At 34.6% G+C, this 22,004-nt stretch carries 23 protein-coding genes; 17 read left to right on the top strand and 6 right to left on the bottom strand.

Annotation, left to right across the window (positions count from 1 at the left end; all coding sequences use genetic code 11):
- The first annotated feature begins 367 nt into the window (after positions 1–367).
- The 9 genes from DMB65_RS14540 to hemF all read left to right on the top strand — a co-directional run bounded on the left by DMB65_RS14540 (position 368) and on the right by hemF (position 7,906).
- On the top strand, positions 368–802 hold the full coding sequence (locus tag DMB65_RS14540) for a hypothetical protein (protein WP_110307368.1): 435 nt from the start codon (positions 368–370) through the stop codon (positions 800–802).
- An 18-nt stretch (positions 803–820) separates the two neighbouring features.
- Entirely contained in the window at positions 821–1,405 is a 585-nt protein-coding gene (locus tag DMB65_RS14535; RefSeq protein WP_110307367.1) for a globin family protein, read from the top strand.
- Positions 1,406–1,766: 361 nt separating this feature from the next.
- Complete coding sequence (hemA, locus tag DMB65_RS14530) at positions 1,767–3,071, top strand: glutamyl-tRNA reductase (protein ID WP_110307366.1); 1,305 nt, start codon at positions 1,767–1,769, stop codon at positions 3,069–3,071.
- Positions 3,072–3,115: 44 nt separating this feature from the next.
- Complete coding sequence (hemC, locus tag DMB65_RS14525; RefSeq protein ID WP_110307365.1) at positions 3,116–4,039, top strand: hydroxymethylbilane synthase; 924 nt, start codon at positions 3,116–3,118, stop codon at positions 4,037–4,039.
- Entirely contained in the window at positions 4,039–4,704 is a 666-nt protein-coding gene (locus tag DMB65_RS14520; protein ID WP_110307364.1) for a uroporphyrinogen-III synthase, read from the top strand. The genes hemC and DMB65_RS14520 overlap by 1 nt, the downstream gene beginning before the upstream one ends.
- Before the next feature lie 104 nt (positions 4,705–4,808).
- Complete coding sequence (gene hemE, locus DMB65_RS14515; protein WP_110307363.1) at positions 4,809–5,834, top strand: uroporphyrinogen decarboxylase; 1,026 nt, start codon at positions 4,809–4,811, stop codon at positions 5,832–5,834.
- A 105-nt stretch (positions 5,835–5,939) separates the two neighbouring features.
- The gene (locus DMB65_RS14510) at positions 5,940–6,491 is read left to right on the top strand and encodes a transposase (protein WP_110307362.1); all 552 of its coding nucleotides are present in this window, start codon (positions 5,940–5,942) and stop codon (positions 6,489–6,491) included.
- 126 nt (positions 6,492–6,617) lie between these two features.
- The gene (locus DMB65_RS14505; RefSeq protein ID WP_110307361.1) at positions 6,618–6,998 is read left to right on the top strand and encodes a hypothetical protein; all 381 of its coding nucleotides are present in this window, start codon (positions 6,618–6,620) and stop codon (positions 6,996–6,998) included.
- Positions 6,999–7,003: 5 nt separating this feature from the next.
- On the top strand, positions 7,004–7,906 hold the full coding sequence (gene hemF, locus DMB65_RS14500) for an oxygen-dependent coproporphyrinogen oxidase (protein WP_110307455.1): 903 nt from the start codon (positions 7,004–7,006) through the stop codon (positions 7,904–7,906).
- Positions 7,907–8,051: 145 nt separating this feature from the next.
- Here the strand turns inward: hemF and DMB65_RS14495 are convergent, their stop codons facing one another.
- The gene (locus DMB65_RS14495) at positions 8,052–9,821 is read right to left on the bottom strand and encodes a hypothetical protein (RefSeq protein ID WP_110307360.1); all 1,770 of its coding nucleotides are present in this window, start codon (positions 9,819–9,821) and stop codon (positions 8,052–8,054) included.
- A gap of 15 nt (positions 9,822–9,836) precedes the next feature.
- On the bottom strand, positions 9,837–10,469 hold the full coding sequence (locus tag DMB65_RS14490) for a hypothetical protein (protein ID WP_110307359.1): 633 nt from the start codon (positions 10,467–10,469) through the stop codon (positions 9,837–9,839).
- A 221-nt stretch (positions 10,470–10,690) separates the two neighbouring features.
- Between DMB65_RS14490 and hemB the strand changes: the two genes are divergently transcribed.
- Positions 10,691–11,683 carry a porphobilinogen synthase gene (gene hemB, locus DMB65_RS14485; RefSeq protein ID WP_110307358.1) on the top strand — a complete coding sequence of 331 codons (993 nt, stop codon included), beginning with the start codon at positions 10,691–10,693 and terminating at the stop codon, positions 11,681–11,683.
- 2 nt (positions 11,684–11,685) lie between these two features.
- Entirely contained in the window at positions 11,686–12,096 is a 411-nt protein-coding gene (locus DMB65_RS14480; protein WP_110307357.1) for a c-type cytochrome, read from the top strand.
- A gap of 60 nt (positions 12,097–12,156) precedes the next feature.
- On the opposite strand, the gene DMB65_RS14475 is transcribed toward DMB65_RS14480, so the two are convergent.
- The gene (locus DMB65_RS14475; protein WP_110307454.1) at positions 12,157–14,217 is read right to left on the bottom strand and encodes a M13 family metallopeptidase; all 2,061 of its coding nucleotides are present in this window, start codon (positions 14,215–14,217) and stop codon (positions 12,157–12,159) included.
- 199 nt (positions 14,218–14,416) lie between these two features.
- Here DMB65_RS14475 and DMB65_RS14470 point away from each other — a divergent pair, with 199 nt between their 5' ends.
- From DMB65_RS14470 to DMB65_RS14450, 5 genes are all read left to right on the top strand, one after another.
- On the top strand, positions 14,417–15,352 hold the full coding sequence (locus tag DMB65_RS14470) for a DMT family transporter (RefSeq protein ID WP_110307356.1): 936 nt from the start codon (positions 14,417–14,419) through the stop codon (positions 15,350–15,352).
- A 71-nt stretch (positions 15,353–15,423) separates the two neighbouring features.
- On the top strand, positions 15,424–16,089 hold the full coding sequence (locus tag DMB65_RS14465; RefSeq protein WP_110307355.1) for an SCO family protein: 666 nt from the start codon (positions 15,424–15,426) through the stop codon (positions 16,087–16,089).
- 102 nt (positions 16,090–16,191) lie between these two features.
- Positions 16,192–16,431 (top strand): FeoA family protein, encoded by a 240-nt coding sequence (locus DMB65_RS14460; RefSeq protein WP_110307354.1) that lies wholly within the window; start codon positions 16,192–16,194, stop codon positions 16,429–16,431.
- Positions 16,431–18,530 carry a ferrous iron transport protein B gene (gene feoB, locus DMB65_RS14455; protein ID WP_110307353.1) on the top strand — a complete coding sequence of 700 codons (2,100 nt, stop codon included), beginning with the start codon at positions 16,431–16,433 and terminating at the stop codon, positions 18,528–18,530. Before DMB65_RS14460 ends, feoB begins: the two co-directional genes overlap by 1 nt.
- A 6-nt stretch (positions 18,531–18,536) precedes the next feature.
- The gene (locus tag DMB65_RS14450; protein ID WP_110307352.1) at positions 18,537–18,659 is read left to right on the top strand and encodes a FeoB-associated Cys-rich membrane protein; all 123 of its coding nucleotides are present in this window, start codon (positions 18,537–18,539) and stop codon (positions 18,657–18,659) included.
- A gap of 104 nt (positions 18,660–18,763) precedes the next feature.
- Here DMB65_RS14450 and DMB65_RS14445 read toward each other — a convergent pair whose 3' ends face one another.
- From DMB65_RS14445 to DMB65_RS14435, 3 genes are all read right to left on the bottom strand, one after another.
- Entirely contained in the window at positions 18,764–19,417 is a 654-nt protein-coding gene (locus tag DMB65_RS14445) for an HD domain-containing protein (RefSeq protein ID WP_110307351.1), read from the bottom strand.
- A 226-nt stretch (positions 19,418–19,643) separates the two neighbouring features.
- Complete coding sequence (locus DMB65_RS14440; protein WP_110307350.1) at positions 19,644–20,639, bottom strand: acyl-ACP desaturase; 996 nt, start codon at positions 20,637–20,639, stop codon at positions 19,644–19,646.
- A gap of 50 nt (positions 20,640–20,689) precedes the next feature.
- The gene (locus DMB65_RS14435) at positions 20,690–21,430 is read right to left on the bottom strand and encodes a lysophospholipid acyltransferase family protein (RefSeq protein WP_110307349.1); all 741 of its coding nucleotides are present in this window, start codon (positions 21,428–21,430) and stop codon (positions 20,690–20,692) included.
- Between the two features lie 126 nt (positions 21,431–21,556).
- Between DMB65_RS14435 and rnpA the strand changes: the two genes are divergently transcribed.
- Positions 21,557–21,961, top strand: coding sequence for a ribonuclease P protein component (gene rnpA, locus DMB65_RS14430; RefSeq protein ID WP_110307348.1), 405 nt, complete (start codon positions 21,557–21,559; stop codon positions 21,959–21,961).
- The last annotated feature ends 43 nt before the right edge of the window (positions 21,962–22,004 follow it).

Genomic DNA, 22,004 nt, shown 5'->3' with positions numbered 1-22,004 from the left:
AAAACGAATAATTGGCCTTTCAAAATTAAATCTTTTTAACGGTTTATCGTTTACTTGCTTCTAAATTTATAAAATCTTTATTGTTTTGGTGCATTATTTCAAAATAGATTCGATCTGAATATTGATTATGCGACACACCTGAACAGATCTGCAAATTCACTTAATAAAAATCAATTATCCGTTTTGGATTCAATCTCTCCAGAGTATTCTAACAGCAAACTTTACCGGAATACTTACTCCATAAAAACAACACCTTAAGTTATTCATAACAATTCTAAATTAGTATGTTTCTTATATAAAAACAAAACCGTCCGAAAAAAACACTCGTATATCATCTTTAAAATCTAATCATTTTAAAAACACAGATATGAAAATCAACAAAAAAATAAAAAAGATATTTCGAACAGCATTGCTAATTACCGTATTATTTTTAGGCATTTTGCTTTTTCACATTATTACTGCCAAACCTGGAGTTTATGAAAATCCAAATTTACAGGTAAGCCGAATTGATTTTAAAACAGACATAGATTCTGTTGAGGCCAGACAAATATGCTCTGATTTGCGATTAATCAAAGGACTGACATCAGATTCTATTATCGTTAAAAGAAATGTGGTTGTTTATTTCCATAACAATAAAATCACAAATTCCGAAAAAGTATATAATGAATTAATGAGTAAAAGACCTTACGAAGCCAAACGTTATATTTTACCGGCTCACTTAGCGAACAAAGAAGTTTGTCCGGTAAATCAAAATAGTAGGAGCTATAAATTATCTCAAAAAATAAATCAGTTTTTTAATTAACCCTTTAAATATTTTATTATGAAAAATTTTTCTAAAATTACACTTAGTGTTCTGATAATGGCATCGGCAACTTTAATTTCCTGCAGCAATGATGATGATCCTGCTCCAGTAAAAGCGACTATTTATACTCGTTTAGGCGGAACTACAATGGTTTCAGATCCCGATAACCAAGGACAAATGATTGAACAGGGACGTTTAAGTTTCCGCAAAGTTGTAAACTCTACTATAGGATTAATTGTAGCCGACATTCAGTCAAATGCATCTGGTAATTTACAGGCACACTTTGCCCCTCTTTTAGCAGAAACAGGTGATACGCAGGCTACCAATATTGCTAAATTATCAGACAATCTTACTAATTTCTTCTCCTTTAATACAGGCGGTACTAATGCTGTGAATACTTATTCAGGCTTAAACATGGTGGCTGCACATGATCCGGCAGTCAATAAACGTATGGGAACAAAAGCCAGTAATGCAGAATATACAAAATTCGAAGGATATGTTGGTGCTGCAGCTAATGCTAATGGTGTTGCTTCAAATACAGAACTTTACACCGATATTGTAGCTGTATTAGAATCATTGAGAACACCAATTGTTCAGAAATAATTGATTTCATAAAAACCCTATCCTATTAAAAAGGTAGGGTTTTCTTTCATGAAGCTGTTTTTTTATCTTTAGACTTTATAGTATTTATGAAAGTAAATAATATATAATCACAAAAACATTTATTTGAACTCATAGCGATATTTTTTCGTACAATATTTAAAACAAAAGCCAGGCTGTTATTTAGAATAAATATACATAACAAATTGTTGAATCCTTGATATCATTATAAAAGGCAATAAATCCTAATTAGAATAGCCAAAATGAATCAATTTATTCCATAGCGATATAAAAAGTACCTCTAGCGTTGTTTTTATAAAATAGTTAGTAATAATTTTGTTGAACTTTTTAAGGAAAGTATAATATGGAAAATTTTAACATGTCCAGAACCACCACTTTTTACGCTTTAGGTTTAAGTTATAAAAAAGCAGACGCTACCATTAGAGGGAAATTTAGTTTAGACACTAAGGCACAATCTGATTTGCTGGCTCAGGCTAAAGCCGAAGGAATAGAATCATTAATTGTTACCTCGACTTGTAACAGAACCGAAATTTATGGTTTTGCGAATCATCCGTACGAATTAATCAAATTACTTTGCGATAACAGTAATGGTTCTGTAGAGGAATTTCGCGAAGTTGCCTATATCTACAAAAATCAGGAAGCCATAAACCACATGTTTCGTGTGGGGACAGGTTTAGACAGCCAAATCCTTGGTGATTTTGAGATTATCAGTCAAATTAAAATTGCTTTTAACCTTAGTAAAGCTGAGGGGTTAATTAATACTTTTATTGACCGTCTTGTCAACAGCGTTATTCAGGCAAGCAAAAAAGTCAAAACAGATACTGAAATTTCTTCTGGTGCAACATCAGTTTCATTTGCATCAGTTCAATATATCATCAAAAACGTAGAAGACATCGGAAACAAAAACATTCTGCTTTTCGGAACTGGAAAAATAGGGCGCAATACCTGCGAAAATTTAGTAAAACATACTAAAAATGGCCATATTACCCTTATCAACAGAACCAAAAACAAAGCTGAAATACTAGCGGGAAAACTAAATGTTATTGTAAAAGACTACGCTAATCTGCAGGAAGAAATACAACAAGCCGATGTTTTGGTTGTAGCAACAGGTGCAAAAAACCCAACTATCGACAAAACATTACTCAACTTAAAAAAACCGTTACTGATACTGGATTTATCTATTCCGAGAAATGTAAATCCTGATGTAGAACAAACACCGGGTGTAACTTTAATTCATCTGGATTATTTGTCACAGATGACTGATGATACACTCGAAAGAAGAAAACAGCATATTCCCGCTGCCGAAGCTATAATCGAGGATATGAAATTAGAATTGAACACCTGGGTGAACGGCCGCAAATACGCCCCAACTATTCATGCATTAAAAGCTAAACTAAACGATATTGTTTCCGGAGAACTTGCTTTTCAAAGAAAGAAAATGCTGAATTTTGATGAAGAACAGGCTGAATTGATTAGTTCCAGAATTATTCAAAAAATCACCAGCCAGTTTGCCAGTCACTTAAAAGACGAGAACACCTCAATTGATGATAGTATTGAGTTCATTGAGAAAGTATTCCAGATTGGACAGCTTGCACCAAAAAACATTCCTTCTGCAGTTGAAGAAAAATATAAAATCAACCTTTCATAAATAGTTAAACAGAATGTTCCTTACTTTTAAGGATCCAAAAAAATATGGCTCAAAAAGTTATTAGAATAGGAACGCGCGATAGTGAACTCGCACTTTGGCAAGCGCACACCGTTGAAAAAAAGTTAAACGATTTAGGCTACAAAACTGAAATTATTGCCGTAAAATCACAAGGAGATATTATTCTCGACAAACCCCTCTACGAACTCGGAATTACCGGAATTTTTACAAAAACCTTAGATATTGCTATGATCAATGGTGATATTGATATTGCCGTACATTCTATGAAAGATGTTCCGACAGCTTTACCAAAAGGAATCGTTCAGGCAGCTGTTTTGGAAAGAGCAAATGTATTGGATATTTTGGTACACAAAGGAAATCCTGATTTCGCCAATCCAAGTACTATTGCAACCGGAAGTCTGCGTCGCCAGGCACAATGGTTCAATAAATATCCAAATCATACGGTTGTTGATTTACGCGGAAACGTAAATACGCGGATGCAGAAACTTCAGGATAACGACTGGGACGGAGCTGTTTTTGCAGCTGCAGGTTTGGAACGCATTAACCTAAAACCGGAAAACGTTATCAATCTCGACTGGATGATTCCCGCACCAGCGCAGGGAGCGATGCTGGTTGTGGCAATGGAAAATGACAATTATACGCTTGATGCACTTTCGCAATTAAATCATATTGAAACTGAGATTTGTACTTATATAGAACGTCAGTTTTTAAGAACACTTGAAGGCGGATGTACAGCGCCAATCGGGTCTTTGGTTACCTATAATGAAGATGAAGACGCTTTGCATTTTCAAGGCGTTTTACTTTCTATTGATGGGAAACAAAAACTGGAAATCGATAAAACAGTTGATATCTCAGAATGGAAAAAATTAGGTTTTAACTCGGCTCAGGAGATTTTGAATAATGGCGGAACGGAATTGATGCAAACCATTAAAGATTCTCTGAAAAAATAATGGCAAACCAAGTTCAAATACTATCAACTAAAATATTATCGCCTCTTCATAAGCAGGAATTGATGAAATATGGTATTGAAGTAATCGAAGCCGATTTCATCAAAACCGAAAACAAACCTTTTGAATTAAAAGACCTCAACGAAAGCCTGATTTTTACAAGTCAGAATGCCGTTCATAGCGTTTTATCACATCCAAAATCGGAAGAACTCAAAAAGAAAAACGTGTATTGCGTTGGACTTAAGACCAAAACCTTATTGACAGATAACGGCTTCAACGTTGTTGCCTATACAGGTTACGCTTCAGATTTGGCAGAAATTATCACTTTGATTTACAGTAGTGAGAGTTATACCTTTTTCAGCGGGAATCTTAGAAGAGATACTTTGCCTGAAGCTTTAAAAGAAAACGGAATTAAATTCAATGAAATTCAGGTTTACGACACAACATTGCAGCCGCAAAAAATAAAAGGAAATCCTGAAGCAGTATTGTTTTTCAGTCCTTCTGGTGTTAAGAGTTATCTGAAAGACAATTCCATAAATAAACAAATCTGTTTCTGCATTGGTGATACAACCGCAGATGCTTTATCAAAAATTACTAAAAACATCATCGTCGCAGATCAGCCTACAATTGAAGATGTGATCGAAAATGTAATTCAGGAATATAAGTAACAAACCAAATTCCTGCAAGGTTTCCAAAACCTTGCAGGTGTATATATTAATTAAAAACAATACCTACAAGGTTTTGGAAACCTTGCAGGATAAAGAAATAAGAGATGTTAAAAAACGACCTATTTTTAAAAGCATTAAAAGGAGAAACCGTTCAGCGTCCACCTGTATGGATGATGCGTCAGGCAGGAAGATATTTGCCGGAATTCAGAGCCCTTCGTGATAAATATGATTTCTTTACCCGTTGCGAAACTCCTGAACTGGCTGCAGAAATTACAGTTCAGCCTATTCGTAGGATTGCTCCTGATGCTGCCATTTTATTCTCAGATATTTTGGTTGTTCCCCGCGCAATGGGAATTCATGTGGAATTGAAAGACAATTTGGGTCCAATTATTCCGGATCCAATTCGCACCATAGAACAGGTCAATCAGGTCTATGTACCGGATGTAAACGAAACTTTAGGATATGTTTTTGATGCAGTTAAATTAACCAAAGAAATGCTGAACGATGAGGTTCCGCTTATTGGTTTTGCAGGTTCACCATGGACCATTTTCTGTTATGCTGTTGAAGGAAAAGGTTCTAAGAGTTTTGACACTGCAAAAGGTTTCTGCTTTTCAAACCCGGTTGCAGCACATACTTTATTGCAAAAAATTACAGACACAACGATTTTATATTTGAAAGAAAAAGTAAAATCGGGAGTGAATGCCGTTCAGATTTTTGATTCCTGGGGAGGAATGTTGTCTCCGGTTGATTATCAGGAATTCTCATGGAAATACATCAACCAGATTGTTGATGCTTTAGCTGAAATTACTCCAGTTATTGTTTTCGGAAAAGGATGCTGGTTTGCACTAAATGAAATGGGTAAAAGTAAAGCTTCTGCATTAGGTGTAGACTGGACTTGTTCGGCAAGGAATGCGCGTTATTTATCTGGAGGAAACATTACGTTACAAGGAAACTTTGATCCGTCAAGATTGCTTTCTCCAATTCCAACCATCAAAAAAATGGTTCATGAAATGATCGACGAATTCGGAAAAGATAAATATATCGTAAATTTAGGTCACGGAATTTTACCAAATATTCCTGTAGATCATGCCAAAGCGTTTATTGATGCGGTTAAGGAATACGGACAGTAAATAAGTTGAAAGTATTCCGTGTCCATTCCTGCAAGGTTTCCAAAACCTTGTAGGTATAAACTAAATTATCTATATTGAAAACGTCGCAGGATAAGCAATATCAATATGAAATTAGAAGTTTTAGAAAAAGATTGTTATTATCATATATATAACAGAGGAATAAACGGAACAACCATTTTTGAAAATGACACTAACAAGCTTTATTTCTTAAAACAGTTAGCTAAATATTCCAAAGATAAAATTTCAATTTTTGCATATTGTTTAATGAATAATCATTTTCATTTAGTTATTCGACTTAATTCAGAAGAAAAAGAGGTTACTCAGGCATTTTCAAACTTGTTTAATTCATATGCAAAAGCTTTCAATAAGCAAGTTAACAGAACTAGAAGTTTATTTAAAAAACATTTCAAAAGAATAAAATTAAAAGACGAAACTTATTTAAAACAATTGATTGTTTATATTCATTTGAATCCTAAACATCATTTTGATTTAGATTTCAAAAGTTTCCAATTTTCATCCTATCAGACCTATTTATCTGATAAAGAGACAAAAATAGAAAGGAATGAGATTATAAATTTATTTGGAGATTTGGAGAACTTCATTTTTTATCACAATCAAAAGAATGACCTTATAAATGAGACGTATACTTTTGAGTAATCACAGCTTTTATTCTAAGGTCTTCGAAACCTTGAAGAGCTAATTGGAAATGAATTCAGATAAAAACACATAAAGATACCTACAAGGTTTTGAAAACCTTGCAAGATAAAGAAATAAGAGAAAATCATGCTCAACAAAGGTTTAAGAGACGAAGAAAAAATCAGAATCGACAATGTTCTAAAAACATTGCGTACTCTTGTTTTTGTACCTCAGCCTTTGAATGATTTAGATAAAACGAATATTGAAAATCAATTAAAAGAATTCGCGCTAAACATTGAAACCTTAGTTGATCATTCCAATGAAGATTTAATCGAATTATTGATGCATCTTCATTTTGACTGGGAACAATTAGAACAGTTTGCAGATTTTTTAATAGATTTTTCAAAAGTTGAAAACTACAATTTTGAAGATAAGGCTTTGGCTGTTTATCAATATATCCAATCAGAAAGCAAAGTCTTTTCTTTTGGGATAAATTCGAAAATTGCTTCGGCGAAAGCCAAAAAATAATGACAATGAAAGACAAATTTTACGCATACATACAACAATTACAAGACCAAATTGTAGCAGGATTAGAAGCCGTTGACGAAACCACAAAATTCCGTGAGGATTTATGGAAACGTCCTGAAGGGGGTGGCGGAAGAACACGTGTTATTGAAAACGGAGCAGTTTTTGAAAAAGGCGGTGTCAATATTTCAGCCGTTCATGGGAAATTGCCTGAAACCATGCAAAAAATGTTTGGCGTTGGCGAAGCCGATTTCTTTGCTTGTGGATTAAGTCTGGTGATTCACCCAAAAAACCCAATGGTTCCAACGGTTCATGCCAACTGGCGTTATTTTGAAATGTACGATGAATCAGGAAATGTGATTCAGCAATGGTTTGGTGGCGGACAGGATTTAACGCCTTATTATTTGTTTGAAGAAGATGCGAAACACTTTCATAAAACCTGTAAAACGGCTTGCGACAAACACAATCCGGAGTTTTATCCGAAATATAAAAAACAGTGTGATTCATATTTTTGGAATGCACACCGAAATGAAGCCCGCGGTCTTGGCGGTTTATTCTTTGATTATTGCAAGGCAAATGAGTCAATGTCAATGGAAAACTGGTACGATTTCGTAACTGAAGTTGGAAACAGTTTCCTGGAAGCGTATGTACCAATTGTAGAAAGAAGAAAGAATCTTTCTTACACTCCGGAAAACAGAAACTGGCAGGAAATCCGCCGGGGTCGTTATGTGGAGTTTAATCTGGTTCAAGACAAGGGCACATTATTTGGATTAAAAACCAACGGAAGAATCGAAAGTATTCTGATGAGCCTTCCTCCTCATGTGCAATGGGTTTACAATCATCATCCTGAAGCAGGAAGTGAAGAAGAGAAACTGATAAAAGTATTAGAGAATCCTGCAGACTGGATTTGATTACCTTCAAAACATAAAAAAGAGGCTGTCCGAAAATGAACAGCCTCTTTTTTACAATATTTGGACTCCTATTTGAGACGAATTTTATTTATGCAATCTCAGAGACTAGCTTCGACTTTTCGGACAGCCTCTTTCTTTTTCTAAATTATTTCGTACTTAATTCTTCAATCATATCTAAGGTCTGCAAAATGATATTTTTATCTCCTTTTGACGAATTTAGTTTTAACTCAAATTTCAGTTTGTTATCTACCAGTTTTTTTCCAGAATATAAGGTAACATCTGTAAACTGTTGTGCCAGTAGATTGAGGCTTTTCATATCAGATGGTTTTGCTTCACTGGAATTAGAATATGCTGTTACTAATTTATCCATGCTCACCTGGGAAGCAAAATAATTTTGTTTCAGTTCTTTTTTAACTTCTTTTGAGAATGAATTCTCTTTCGGGAAAATATGATCAATACTGTTTCCAATAATCACCACATCCTTGTCCTTAAAAATAAACAAATTCCCATATTCCTGAGTTCCTTTTATTTCGTAGTAATTCCCTTTTGGGGTCAATCCGTTTTTGCGAACGCCTAATTGTATCAGTTTATCAGCAAATGTTGGATGGGTCGAAGTAAAAATTACTGAAAATAGCGGAACTGTTTTTTTTATTGTTTTCTCTACTTCTTTTGACTCATAATTTTCGTCATATTCGTATGTTTTTGTAGTGACTTCTCTTTCTACAACATCGTAAAGAAACATGCTCAAATCACCATCAAAAAGAGTTGCGGTAGCTTCTTCATCGATAATAGTCGAGATTAAATCTGTGGCAACACTAATATCCTCTTTCAAAATATAAGGATTAGTGAAAATTTCGGCGCTAAAAGCCGGGAAATTATTCAGTATTTCCTTTGTATTAAAATGGTACGTCATATAACCAAGTGGCTTTTGGGCAGGAAAATAATTAAAGATATTTTTATTGACTTTTCGGTTACAGATTTTGCCTGCTATATCAGCCATGGACTTTGAATATTCGACAATTTCTTCAACACGTGCGTTATCATTATCAAAATAAAAATCAACATTGATTCCTTTTACAAAATTTCCGATATTTTTTTGATTCTGAAGAAACTTATTATAGGTCGTAAACCTTGCCAAAGCAGCATAAGCTGTATTAAAACTACTCATTGCAGACCCGTAATCAAACCAACATGAAATATCGGCATTTTCATGAACTTTATCTGAGGCCGGAACTGTAAATCCATTTTCAAAAAGCATTTTTATAAATCTGTTCTGACTGATTGACTGAATGCTGTCAAAAGCGGTTTGTTCTTTTTGGTAATTAGCATAATAATCATCAGAATAAGCTGTGTAAGCTGTATCTACGGCAGGCTCATAAGGCTGTTCCATAATAACTGCAGAAGAATCGCTAACAACTGCAACACTATCAACCGCAGTTGTTACAGCATAATCATTGTAAGAGTATCTTTTAGTTAATCCAAAAATCACCAAATGATTGTCATTCCATGCGATAGTCGTTTTTTTGTCACCCGAATTGTATACAGAATACTGACCAAAATCTTCAATAAGAGGCTTCTCAATCGAGTCACTTTCTTTATCCTTCTGAATTAAAAAAGTTTTAATATCGTTTCTGCTTTTTATCGGAATTGTAACCTGATAATATGGAATACTGTCTGAATAATTGCCGTGAACTGTTATTTTCTGGTCTAATTTAATAAGATCTGCATATTGATTGGCATTCAGTTTCATTTTCCCATTCTTTAAAAGAGAATGATTCAGAACCTCAGCAACGCTTACTTTTTTTGAAAGCTGACCGCCATTAAACTGAACAAAATAATCCTGTTTTTTGGAAAGTGTCTGACTGTAAGCAAAACAAAATGTGAATAAAATGAATAACGTAAAAAACTGTTTCATGAGAAAGTATAATGATTATTGATTTAATTTAATAGTATTGTTCATCAGTGCTGATTTTTTAAGAACGCTGTACATGCTTTGTTTTAAAAAAACCGTCTTTTTATTTTTAGAAATTTTGCTGTTTCCGTTAGATGTTGCTGAAATGTCCCGGTCAAAAGTGTAAATAGATACAATGCTGGCTTTTTCCAGATCTTCTTTCTTCTTTTCATCCTTAATTAGTTTCTCAGGAATTGGATACGAGGCGATTCTTTCAAAACTCTTTGAATCTCCTGTAAAATGAATCTGATTCTTTTGCTTGTTTAAAGTATTTACGACTTCATTTAGTGCTTTCAGTGTTTTATAATCTAATTTAATGATAAAAATATATTTGTCAAAATTGGTTTTTGTAATAACATTTGAAATTCCTCCTATTTTTGACACTTTTGATTTAAAGTCATCCAGTTTCTGAGTGATTTCCTGTTCGTTCGGAATTTTAACACCATCTACTTCTTCCAGCCAGATGGCTGATTTTGTTTTTAACCAAGACTGCGAAAAGTCGACCATTAAGGTATACTCGCCACTTTGGTCGTCATGGTGTTTGATTCTTTCTGTTATTTCGAAACAACTGGATAAGAGCAAACAGCAGCAAAAAGCAAATAATTTCTTCATTTGGGAAAGTTAAATTTTGAAAAATTCCATAAGAAGATTCTTAAAAGGAATTAAAAAAACAATACGAATTTAGATAATATTAACGAATTCTAACTCATTACTGGCTCTTTATTTGGTCGTTTTTTCTGTAACTTTGCTTCACTTATTTTAATTCAGGTTTTGAAATGAATATTTAAAGCTTTCAGCCGGAATATTCAACGTAAAATTTATAAAAAACATCTATGTTCCCACTACAAAGAAACCGCCGTTTAAGAGCTAATGAATCTATTCGTTCTTTAGTTCGTGAAACTACTTTAAGTCCAAATGATTTTATGCTTCCGATGTTTATTGCCGAAGGAAAAGATGTAAAAGTCGCCATTCCGTCGATGCCGGGAATTTACCGTCATTCATTGGATAATACCATAAAAGAAATTAAAGAAGCATGGAATTTAGGAATTAAAGCGGTAAATATTTATGTAAAAGTAAGCGACCATCTAAAAGACAACAAAGGTGTTGAAGCCTGGAACAAAGACGGGCTGATGCAGCAAACCATTCGTGCCATCAAAGATGCAGTACCTGAAATGATTGTTATGCCGGATGTCGCTTTAGATCCTTATTCGATTTATGGACATGATGGAATCATAGAAAACGGACAGTTAATTAATGATGCTACAGTGGATGCTTTAACCCGAATGAGTTTAAGCCATGCTGAAGCCGGAGCCGATTTTGTAGCACCAAGCGACATGATGGACGGAAGAGTTTTGGCTATCAGAAAAGCCCTCGAAGAAAACGGTCATCACAATGTTGGTATTATGAGTTACAGTGCCAAATATGCTTCTGCATTTTACGGGCCATTTCGTGATGCGCTGGATTCTGCTCCGGTTGATTCTCAAAATATACCTAAAGACAAAAAGACTTATCAAATGGATTATGCCAATAGAATTGAAGGAATTCGTGAGGCATTATTGGATGTTGAAGAGGGTGCTGACATCGTAATGGTAAAACCCGGAATGGCTTATCTGGACATCGTTCGTGAGGTAAAAAATGCCGTTCATGTACCGGTTGCAGTTTATCAGGTATCTGGTGAGTACGCTATGGTAAAGGCCGCAGCAGAAAAAGGGTGGCTGGATCATGACAAAATCATGATAGAGCAACTTTATTGCATTAAGCGTGCCGGGGCTAATATTATCTCAACTTATTTTGCTAAAGAAGCTGCCATTATCTTAAATAAATAAACATGAAAAAAACTATATTTTTATTAGCTGCTTTTGCTTTTTTAGCTTGTAAAAAAGAAAGTCAGGAACCTTTTGAAAAACCGACTGAAACTACAAAAGAAACTTATTCTGAAGGAGAAACTGCAGCAACCAAATCACCTGAAGAATTAGGAAAAGAAATTTTTGAAGGAAAAGGAAATTGCACATCCTGTCATCAGCCAGACCAAAAAATAATAGGTCCAAGTATCAAGGAAATAGCAAAAACCTATAAAGATAAAAATGCAGACATCGTTACTTTTTTGAAAGGGAATGGCGAACCAATCGTGGATCCAAGTCAGTTTGCTGTCATGAAAACCAATTTTCCTGTGACAAAGGCAATGTCTGATGAGGAACTAAAAGCAGTTGAAAGCTATATTTACAGTCATTTGAAATAATCATCAATAAATAAAAAATGGCGCTGAATCTAAATTCTGCGCCGTTTTGCTATGCTATATCTACCAGATTTTTACTCTCTTTTCTGGTTCAACGTACATTTTGTCTCCTTTTTTAATTTCGAAAGCATCGTAAAAAGCATCTACATTCTGAATTGGCACATATGCTCTGTACATTCCCGGTGAGTGCGGATCTGTTTTAACCTGATTTTTAATTGCCTCATCTCTGGTTTTCGTTCTCCAGACAGTGGCCCATGAGATAAAAAAACGTTGCTCTGGAGTAAAACCGTCAATTAATCCCGGATTACCATTTTTCTTTAAATACAACTGTAAACCATCATAAGCAGCATTAATTCCGCCTAAATCACCAATATTTTCTCCTAAAGTAAATTTACCATCAACGTGAATTCCAGGCAATGGCTCTAAAGCACTATACTGATCTGCAAGAGCAGTTCCTAATGCTGTAAATTGTTTTAAATCTTCAGCCGTCCACCAGTCAATAAGGTTTCCATCTGCATTATATCGAGCACCTGAATCATCAAAGCCGTGTGAAATTTCGTGACCAATTACAGCACCTATTCCACCATAATTCACTGCTTCATCTGCCTGATAGTTGTAAAAAGGAGGTTGCAAAATAGCAGCCGGGAAAACAATTTCATTATAAGAAGGGTTGTAATAAGCATTCACGGTTTGAGGAGACATTCCCCATTCTGACTTATCAACTGGTTTATTTAATTTTTCAAGACCTTTATTAAAATTCCATTTTGCCAGATTTCTTGCATTCTCAAAGTAGCTTCCCCCTTCGGCAACGCTTTTAATTTCTAAAGCAGAGTAATCTTTCCACTTATCCGGATAACCAACTTTTATAGTAATCTTATTCAGTTTTTCAATCGCTTTCAATTTTGTGGCGCCTGACATCCATGATAAATTATTAATACGGTTCTGGTAAGCCAGAATTATATTGTGAATCATATCTGTTGCTTTTGTTTTTGCTTCTGCAGGAAATACCTTTTCTACATATAATTTACCAAGAGCTTCACCAATACTACGATTTACAATTTGTAAGGCAGTCTCTTCTCTAGGCAATTGTTTCAGAGCCCCTCTTAGTGTTTTACTGTAAAAATCAAAGTTTGCCGTTTCGATATCGGTTGTCAAATGAAATGTTGATCTGTTTAACAAAGTCCATTTCAAATACGCTTTCCATTGTGGCACTTTGTTTTCTGTATAAATATTTTGAAGTGCTTTCATATAACGGGTTTCCGAAACCACCACCGTATCAAGCTTTGCAAGACCAAGTCCGGTAAAATAAGCATCCCATTTAATAGCCGGAGTCAATTTTTGAAGATCAGCCACCGTCATCGGATTGTATTGCAGACGACTGTCCCTGCTTTCGACGCGGTCTAATCTTGGAGTTGACAAAGCTGTTTCTAATGCTATAATTTCTGTTGAGCTTTGTTTCGCTTTTTCTGGAGATTCTCCGATAAACTGCATCATTCTTGCTAAGTGAAGTTCATATTTAGCACGTTTTTCTTTAGAATCTTTATCTTCTGAAGTGTAATAATCTTTATCAGACAAACCTAATCGGCTTACTGCCAGAGTTACAGAATTTTTAGAACTGTTTTTTTCATCCGCTCCAATGTAAATCTTAAAAAAGTCATTTCCGCCCTGAGGCTCCATTTCTACTAAATACTTTTGAAGATCAGCTACATTTTTAATGGCATCGATCTTTTTCAAATACGGTTTCAATGGATCAATTCCTCTTTTGTTTCTTCCTGCAGTATCTAAAACTGTTGCAAACAAATTTACTGCCTTGCCTTGATCTGTGTTCGATTTATACTTTGGATTTTTTGAAGCACTTTTCAAAATTTCCATTGCATCCTTGTCTGTTTTTTTTACTAATTCATTAAAACTGCCCCAAGTTGTACGATCACTTGGAATCTCTGTTTTATCCAACCATGTACCATTTACATACTGAAAGAAATTATCTTTGGGACTGATCTCTTTTTTCATATTGGAAACATTGATACCGGGTTCCTTCGGTACGGTATTTTGAGCTTGTACTGCAACTATAGTGAGCGTTGCAGAAATAGCATAAAATAAACGTTTAGTAATCACTTTTTTCATATTTATATATTCTTTTGTCTGAAATACAAACATATTGCTATTATCTCTAACATTATGTTAAAATTAAACAATAATCAATCGTAAGTTTTTAATTGCAAATATTTCATTGAAACCAACTAAAACTTTCATGAATATATTTTGCCTTTTTACCTGCTGTTTGAAATAGTTTTTGGAATTTTGTGACACTAAGTGAAACAAAGTGAAAACAAGAATAAAAACCGCCATATTGGCAAGAATAGACTCTATCGGGCTACCAATTATAGCTTTGTGCTGGGTAAGCTTTTTTTGGGGAACAACCTGGTTAGCTTCAAAAGAAGGCGTTAAGCATATGCCGGGTCTGCAATTGGCGACTATTAGACAATTTTTAGGCGGAACATTATATGTGATTTATTTTGTGTTAAAAAAGGAACCCTGGCCAAAAGGCAAACAATGGATAACTATCCTGATCCTTTCTGTTTTAAATTTTGCGTTAAGCAACGGTTTAAGTACCTGGGGTGTAAAATATATTACCAGCGGACTTGGAGCTATAATTGCAACCATTTTTCCTGTTTGGATTGTTATTATTTGTTTTTTTCAGGGAGAAAGGGTTGCTAAATTGGCAATTATAGGAATGTTAATCAGTTTTGGCGGAATTTGTATCATATTCTTCGATTATTTAAGCGATTTCTTAAAACCCGAATTTCAGTTTGGAATTTTATTATCTCTAATGGCAACAGTTACCTGGGCTTTTGGAACTTTGCAAACCAAGAAAAAAGCAGCCAGTTTCAATCCGTATTTTAGTTTAGGACTGCAAATGCTGCTGTCGAGCTTTATGCTTTTTGTTATAACTGAAGCATGCGAAATCAACATACCGCTTAGTCAGATTCCGGCAGAATCCTGGTGGTCAATTGGGTATTTAGTAATTGTGGGCTCATTAATAACCTTCATTGCCTTTATTTATTCATTACAGCATCTACCAAAAGAAATCAGCAGTATTTATGCGTATATCAATCCTATTGTCGCCATTGTTCTGGGTTTTTTTATTTTTGGTGAAACCCTTACAAAGAGTATTGCCATTGGAGTTTTAGTAACTCTGACAGGGTTGTATTTAGTGAATAAATCCATCCGGAAACCCCAAAAAAAGCATTTGCTGTAATTTGGTTAAAAACGTCCCAATTTAAGGTTTAAAAAAAGTCCTTTTCGTATTTTTGCACGCAAAATCTGTTTATGAAATCTTTACTATATAAATACCGAAAATTTTTCATTGTTTTAATTGTATTTTCAACTGTCACCATAACATTGTTTTATTTTGCTTTAAAACCACAAAAAATGCTGCCAGTCTATAATCCGGCCGATGTGAATCCTGAATTGGTTGACAGTACAGTACAATACAAAAGTAAGTATCACACGATTGCAGATTTTTCTTTTGTAAACCAAAATGGGGATACCATTACTCAAAAAAATTACGAAGGAAAAATTTATGTAGCCGATTTTTTCTTCACAACCTGTGGATCTATCTGCCCAAAAATGACCACCAATTTGGCTGATGTACAAAAGGCTGTTTTAAATAATCCGAAAGTAATGCTGCTTTCCCATACCGTTTTTCCTGAAGTAGACAGTATTCCGGTTCTTAAGACATATGCTATAAAACATGGAGTTGTAGATAGCAAATGGAATTTGGTTACCGGTGATAAAAAAGAGATTTATACCATGGCCCGAAAATCATATTTGGCAGTGAAGTTAGGTCGCCCTGAGCAACTGTACGATATGGTTCATACTGAAAATTTTGTTTTGGTTGATCAAAAAAGACGTGTTCGAGGATTTTATGACGGAACAGATAAAGAAGATATTAAACGTCTCCTGGAAGATATTGATTTCCTTTGTAAAGAATGAAACCGTTCTTTTTAGAAACATTTAGCATATTCGACTGCATTAAATTCCGTTAAATAAAGAATTATTGTCTATTTTTGCAATCTAAATTCAATCTAAATAAGCTTGCTAAATACTATCCATACACTGAAAAAAGGCGAAAAAGCCATTATCAAAGATTTTGATATCGATTTGATTCCTTTAAAATTATTAGAGATGGGTTGTTTGCCGGGCAACTTGGTCGAATTACTTCAAATTGCTCCTTTTGGAGATCCTTTATATCTGGACATTAATGGCTCGCATGTTGCAATTCGGGTCGAAACGGCTCGCGAAATTGAAGTTGAACCTATCAAAACCAATTTATAATGAGCGTTCAAAATATCAATGTTGCCCTTATCGGAAATCCAAATACCGGGAAAACCTCTGTTTTTAATCAGCTTACCGGTTTAAACCAGCAGGTTGGGAATTATCCCGGAATTACCGTTGAGAAGAAAATCGGATTCTGTAAACTGCCTCATAATATTAAAGCCAACATTCTCGATTTACCGGGAACGTATAGCCTGAATGCCAGTTCAATGGACGAAAGTGTGGTTATTGAACTTTTACTGAATAAAAATGATAAATTATATCCTGATGTCGCAGTTGTTGTAACCGATGTTGAAAACCTGAAAAGAAACTTATTGATTTACACTCAAATAAAAGACCTTGAAATTCCAACCATTTTAGTCATCAATATGTCTGATCGTATGGAAAGCAAAGGTATTACACTTGATATTCCTTATTTGGAAGACAAACTAAAAACCAAAATTGCGTTAGTAAGTTCCCGCAAAGGTTTGGGTATTGATACATTAAAAGAATTAATTGTTTCTTATAAAACCATTCCAAATGAGCCTTGTTTGAATGCTTCGGTTATTGATCCTGAATATTTTAAAAAGCTTCAAAATGCTTTTCCGAATCAATTGTTATATAAATTGTGGCTGGTCATTACACAGGATGTTAATTTTTCGCATTTAGACCGAAATGAAATCCGAAGCACATTTACCAAATCACATTCTGAATTAAAACGCCTTCAGCAAAAAGAAACCATTAAAAGGTATCAGTTTATCAATGATGTTTTGAAAACAGGTTTGCAGGTTGATGCTGCAAGTGCAAAAGACATCAGGGCAAAACTTGATCGTGTCTTAACACATAAAATTTGGGGTTATGCTATATTTTTTGCTATTTTATTTTTGATATTTCAGTCGATTTTTAGCTGGTCAACCATTCCGATGGATTTTATTGATTCCTCATTTGCATCTTTAAGTAGCTGGGTGGCACAAGAGCTTCCAAGCGGTATTTTAACTGATTTGCTTTCGCAGGGAATCATTCCGGGAATTGGCGGTGTAATTATATTTATTCCGCAGATTGCCTTTTTGTTCCTCTTTATTTCTATTCTGGAAGAAAGCGGGTATATGAGCCGTGTTGTTTTTTTGATGGATAAAATCATGCGTAAATTCGGGCTTTCCGGAAAAAGTGTGGTGCCTCTGATTTCCGGAACAGCCTGTGCCATTCCTGCGATTATGGCTACACGAAACATAGAAAACTGGAAAGAACGTCTGATTACTATTTTGGTAACTCCGTTTACTACTTGTTCTGCCAGATTACCTGTTTATGCGATTATAATTTCATTGGTTATTCCCGGAAAACGTGTTTTCGGTATTATAAATGTACAGGGACTGACCTTAATGGCGCTGTATGTTTTAGGCTTTTTTGCTGCAATTTTATCAGCCTATATTCTGAATAAGGTATTAAAATTAGATGCCAAAACGTATTTCGTAGTCGAAATGCCAAGTTACAAATTACCTCTTTTTAAAAACGTGGGAATAAATGTTGTCGAAAAAACCAAAGCATTTATTATGGGTGCAGGTAAAATCATCCTGGCAATATCGATTATTTTATGGTTTTTAGCCTCATACGGCCCCGGAAAAGAATTTAACGAAGCAGAAATGATCGTTAAAGAAAAATTTTCTAATACGGCTTTAAGCGAGACTCAGCTTCATAATGAAGTGGCTTCGCAAAAGCTGGAAAATTCATACATTGGATTAATGGGACATGCTATTGAACCTGCTATTGAACCTTTGGGTTATGACTGGAAAATTGGAATTGCCCTAATCAGTTCTTTTGCTGCACGTGAAGTTTTTGTGGGAACACTGGCTACTATTTACAGTGTGGGTGAAAGTGAAAATGAAGCTACGATAAAAAGCAAAATGCAGGCAGAAATCCGTCCTGAAACTGGTCAAAAAGTATTTAATTTTGCAACAGGAATATCATTGTTGCTTTTTTATGCTTTTGCTATGCAGTGTGCGAGCACATTGGCCATTACCAAAAAAGAAACCAATTCCTGGAAGTGGCCGGTAATGCAGCTCTTTTTAATGAGTGGTCTTGCTTATGTTACAGCACTTTTAACCTATCAATTCTTAAAATAAAGTGCTATGATACAAGAAATTATTGCCTTTATCATCTTATTTATCGCCATTGGTTATTTGATTAAAAAGTTCTTTTGGAAATCTAAAAAGAAAAAAGATTGTGGCGAGGACAATTGTGGGTGCTCTTAGAAAAACTTTCACAGAGATTCCAGAAAACACAAAGCTTCACAAAGTATCTAAAAAACTTCGTGAAGTTTTGTGTCATCCTGGTGTAACTTTGCAGAACAACTAAATTATCTCATTCCTTCCCATTCCGCATAAAACTGCGATAAAAAACTTTCCATAAAACGATGTCTTTCAGTAGCAATTTGCTTTCCGGTTTCTGTATTCATTTTATCTTTTAAGAGCAAAAGCTTTTCGTAAAAATGATTTATTGTTGGTGCATTATTGCTTTTGTATTCTTCTTTGGTCATGTTAGTAAGGGGCGTTATTTCAGGATTGTACAAAGCCCTGTTTTTAAAACCACCATAATTAAATGCTCTGGCAACTCCAATTGCTCCGATCGCATCTAAACGATCTGCATCCTGAACAATGTCAAGTTCTGCCGAAGAGAATTTCTTTTCGAAATTTCCTCCTTTAAAAGAGATGTTTTCGATGATCTGGATAACGTGTTGAATAGTATTTTCTAAAACATTTTCAGATTCCAAAAACAAACGTGCAGTTTTTGGCCCGATGGTTTCATCTCCGTTATGAAATTTATTGTCGGCAATATCATGAAGTAAAGCGCCTAATTGAACCACAAGCAAATCACAGTTCGTATCTCTTGCAATTAAAAGTGCGTTTTTATATACTCGCTCAATATGAAACCAATCATGTCCGCCCTCAGCATCGTTTAATTTTTCTTTTACGAATGCTATTGTTTTCTTTATTAAATCAGAATTATTCATACTTCTTTATTGCTTAAGCGTTTGCTTTATATTGTTAATAATGATGGCTTGCTTTAAAATTTATTTCAGAATTTTAAAAAACCTCGAAATTTGACACCTTAAAATATCAAAAAAATGCTGATTATCAAAGTTTTGAAAACTCCAACAATCAACATTTTATTTGCTTTTTTCTAAAACGCAACAAAGTTGCGTTTTAGAAATTACACTTTAAAATCTAATTTTGATACTATAATAATCTCGCAGGTTCAACCCACTTAAAAATATGAGATTCTTTAGGAATCACAATTCGCTCCGAAATTCTTGCCATTCGGGCAGGTAATTTCATCAGGTAGTCACGTGCTTTTTCTGCTTCGTCAGTAAGATTAGCTATCTTATCAATCTCCCATTTATCTATTAATTTTTGCATGATATCAACATAATCATTTGCGGTATAAACACCAATACGTTGTGCAGAATCAGAAAATTGCTCAAATGCTGTACTGATTTTTTGACCGGATTCTCTTAAGAAATGAGCCGGCATTACGATTTTTTGCTTCATCATATACTGAAAGGCCAACATCATTTCGCTTGGATCGACCTGAAAAATACGGTTTACAAATTCGCTGTATGCATGATGATGACGCATTTCGTCACCTGCAATCATTTTACACATTTTAGACAATTTTTTATCACCAAATTTCTTAGCTATTTGTGCTACTCTGTTGTGCGAAACATACGTTGCCAATTCCTGAAAACTGGTGTATACAAAGTTTTTGTATGGATCTGATCCTGTTCCGATGTCAAAGCCGTCGTTGATTAAATGCTGTGTTGTCATTTCGATTTCACGCATGTTTACACGACCAGACAAATACAAATATTTATTTAGTATATCTCCGTGGCGATTTTCTTCACCGGTCCATTGACGGATCCATTTAGACCAGCCGTTTCCACCGTTTTCAACCTGATTTACACCTTCTACATCCATCAACCAGGATTCGTAGGTTGGCAAAGCTTCTTCGGTGATGGTATCACCAACTAAAGTTACCCAGAAATCATATGGTAATTCTTTGGCAATTTCACGTAGTTCCCTAACCTCTTCAAAGAAATTATCTCCCTCTGAATTAGGCAGAAAATCTGACGGCTGCCAAATCTTTTCTACTGGAATTAAATACTGTTCTACGAAGCTATCCACGTTTTTTTCCAAAAACTGCATTACTTCTAATCGAATGTTTTTTATAGACATTACTTATTTAATTTGGGATTTAAGCTTCAGATTCTCTCTAACGCAAAAATCTATTTATATTCATTTACTCCTTCTACTACTGCCTTTTCGGTCAATTTCATTAACTCAGCAAAATCATAATCTTTAACGGCCATTGCTTTGTGCGCAGTAAAGGTAAGATGATTTCCTAAACCAACGGGAAAAAACCCATATTTTACCATTTTCCATGAATTGTTTATGCTAACCGGAACAACATACGCCGAAGGTGCATATTTACAGAGGATTTTTAAACCGCTTTGGGCAAATTCTTTAGGTTTTCCTGTTTTACTTCTTGTTCCTTCAGGAAAAATTACAGCAGATCTGGTATTTTTTTCAATATATTCAGACAAGCCTTTGATTACCGGAATAGCTTGTTTAGGGTCTTTACGGTCTATTAGTACTGAACCTCCATGTCGCAGATTATAAGATACGCTTGGAATTCCGCTTCCTAACTCCTTCTTACTTACAAATTTACAATGAAAACGTCTAAAGTACCAAATCATTGCTATTATATCGTACATACTTTGATGATTCGATACAAAAATCAACGGAACTCCGGTAGGAATAGTCTCCCTGTTTTGAATTGTATATCTGGTTCCCACAAGATTTGTACATCTTAACAGTGAGAAATTCAGATAGTCAACACTAATTTTGTGAGCCTGATAGCCAAAAAAAGTAAGGCAAACCCATTGTATTAGATGAAAAACCAGCAAACACAATCCAAAACATAAATAATAAATTACAGAGATTGGATACGAAATTATCTTTTGCATGCTTAAAAAAATTAATTGCCAAAAGTAATAAATAAATTTTTAGCGGTGTAAAAATTGAAAACAATAACAGCTTTTATGCTTTAATTGTACCTTTGTCCATAAAATTGCCATTTTTTTCTGAAATAAATGAACTTTACTTACCCTAAACAAGAACGCTTAAAGAGCAAAACAACTATTGGATTACTGTTTTCTGAAGGGAAATCGGTTTCAAAATATCCATTGCGTTTGGTGTACCGCCAGGTCGAAGCCAATTCTAATGAAAAAACTAAAATTGGCGTTTCGGTTTCTAAGAAATATTTTAAAAAAGCGGTTGATCGCAATTATTACAAACGGGTTTTAAGAGAAACATATCGACTGAACAAGCATTTGCTTTGGGACAACATGCAACAACCTTATTCTCTAATGTTTTTCTATCAGACGAAAGACAAATTATCTTACGAGGAAATTAACACAAAAACGGCTCAGCTGTTTGAAAAATTTATCCAACAGGTTAACAAAACGAGTGATTCTGAAAATAAAGCTGAATTGTAAAGTACTTTATAATCAATACTTTTCAAATACCGAAATGAGATTC

It is taken from the genome of Flavobacterium cheongpyeongense, from assembly GCF_003202435.1.
Classification (GTDB): Bacteria; Bacteroidota; Bacteroidia; order Flavobacteriales; family Flavobacteriaceae; genus Flavobacterium; species Flavobacterium cheongpyeongense.
Note: the sequence above shows the minus strand (reverse complement) of the source record. Positions and strands in the feature narration are given on the sequence as shown.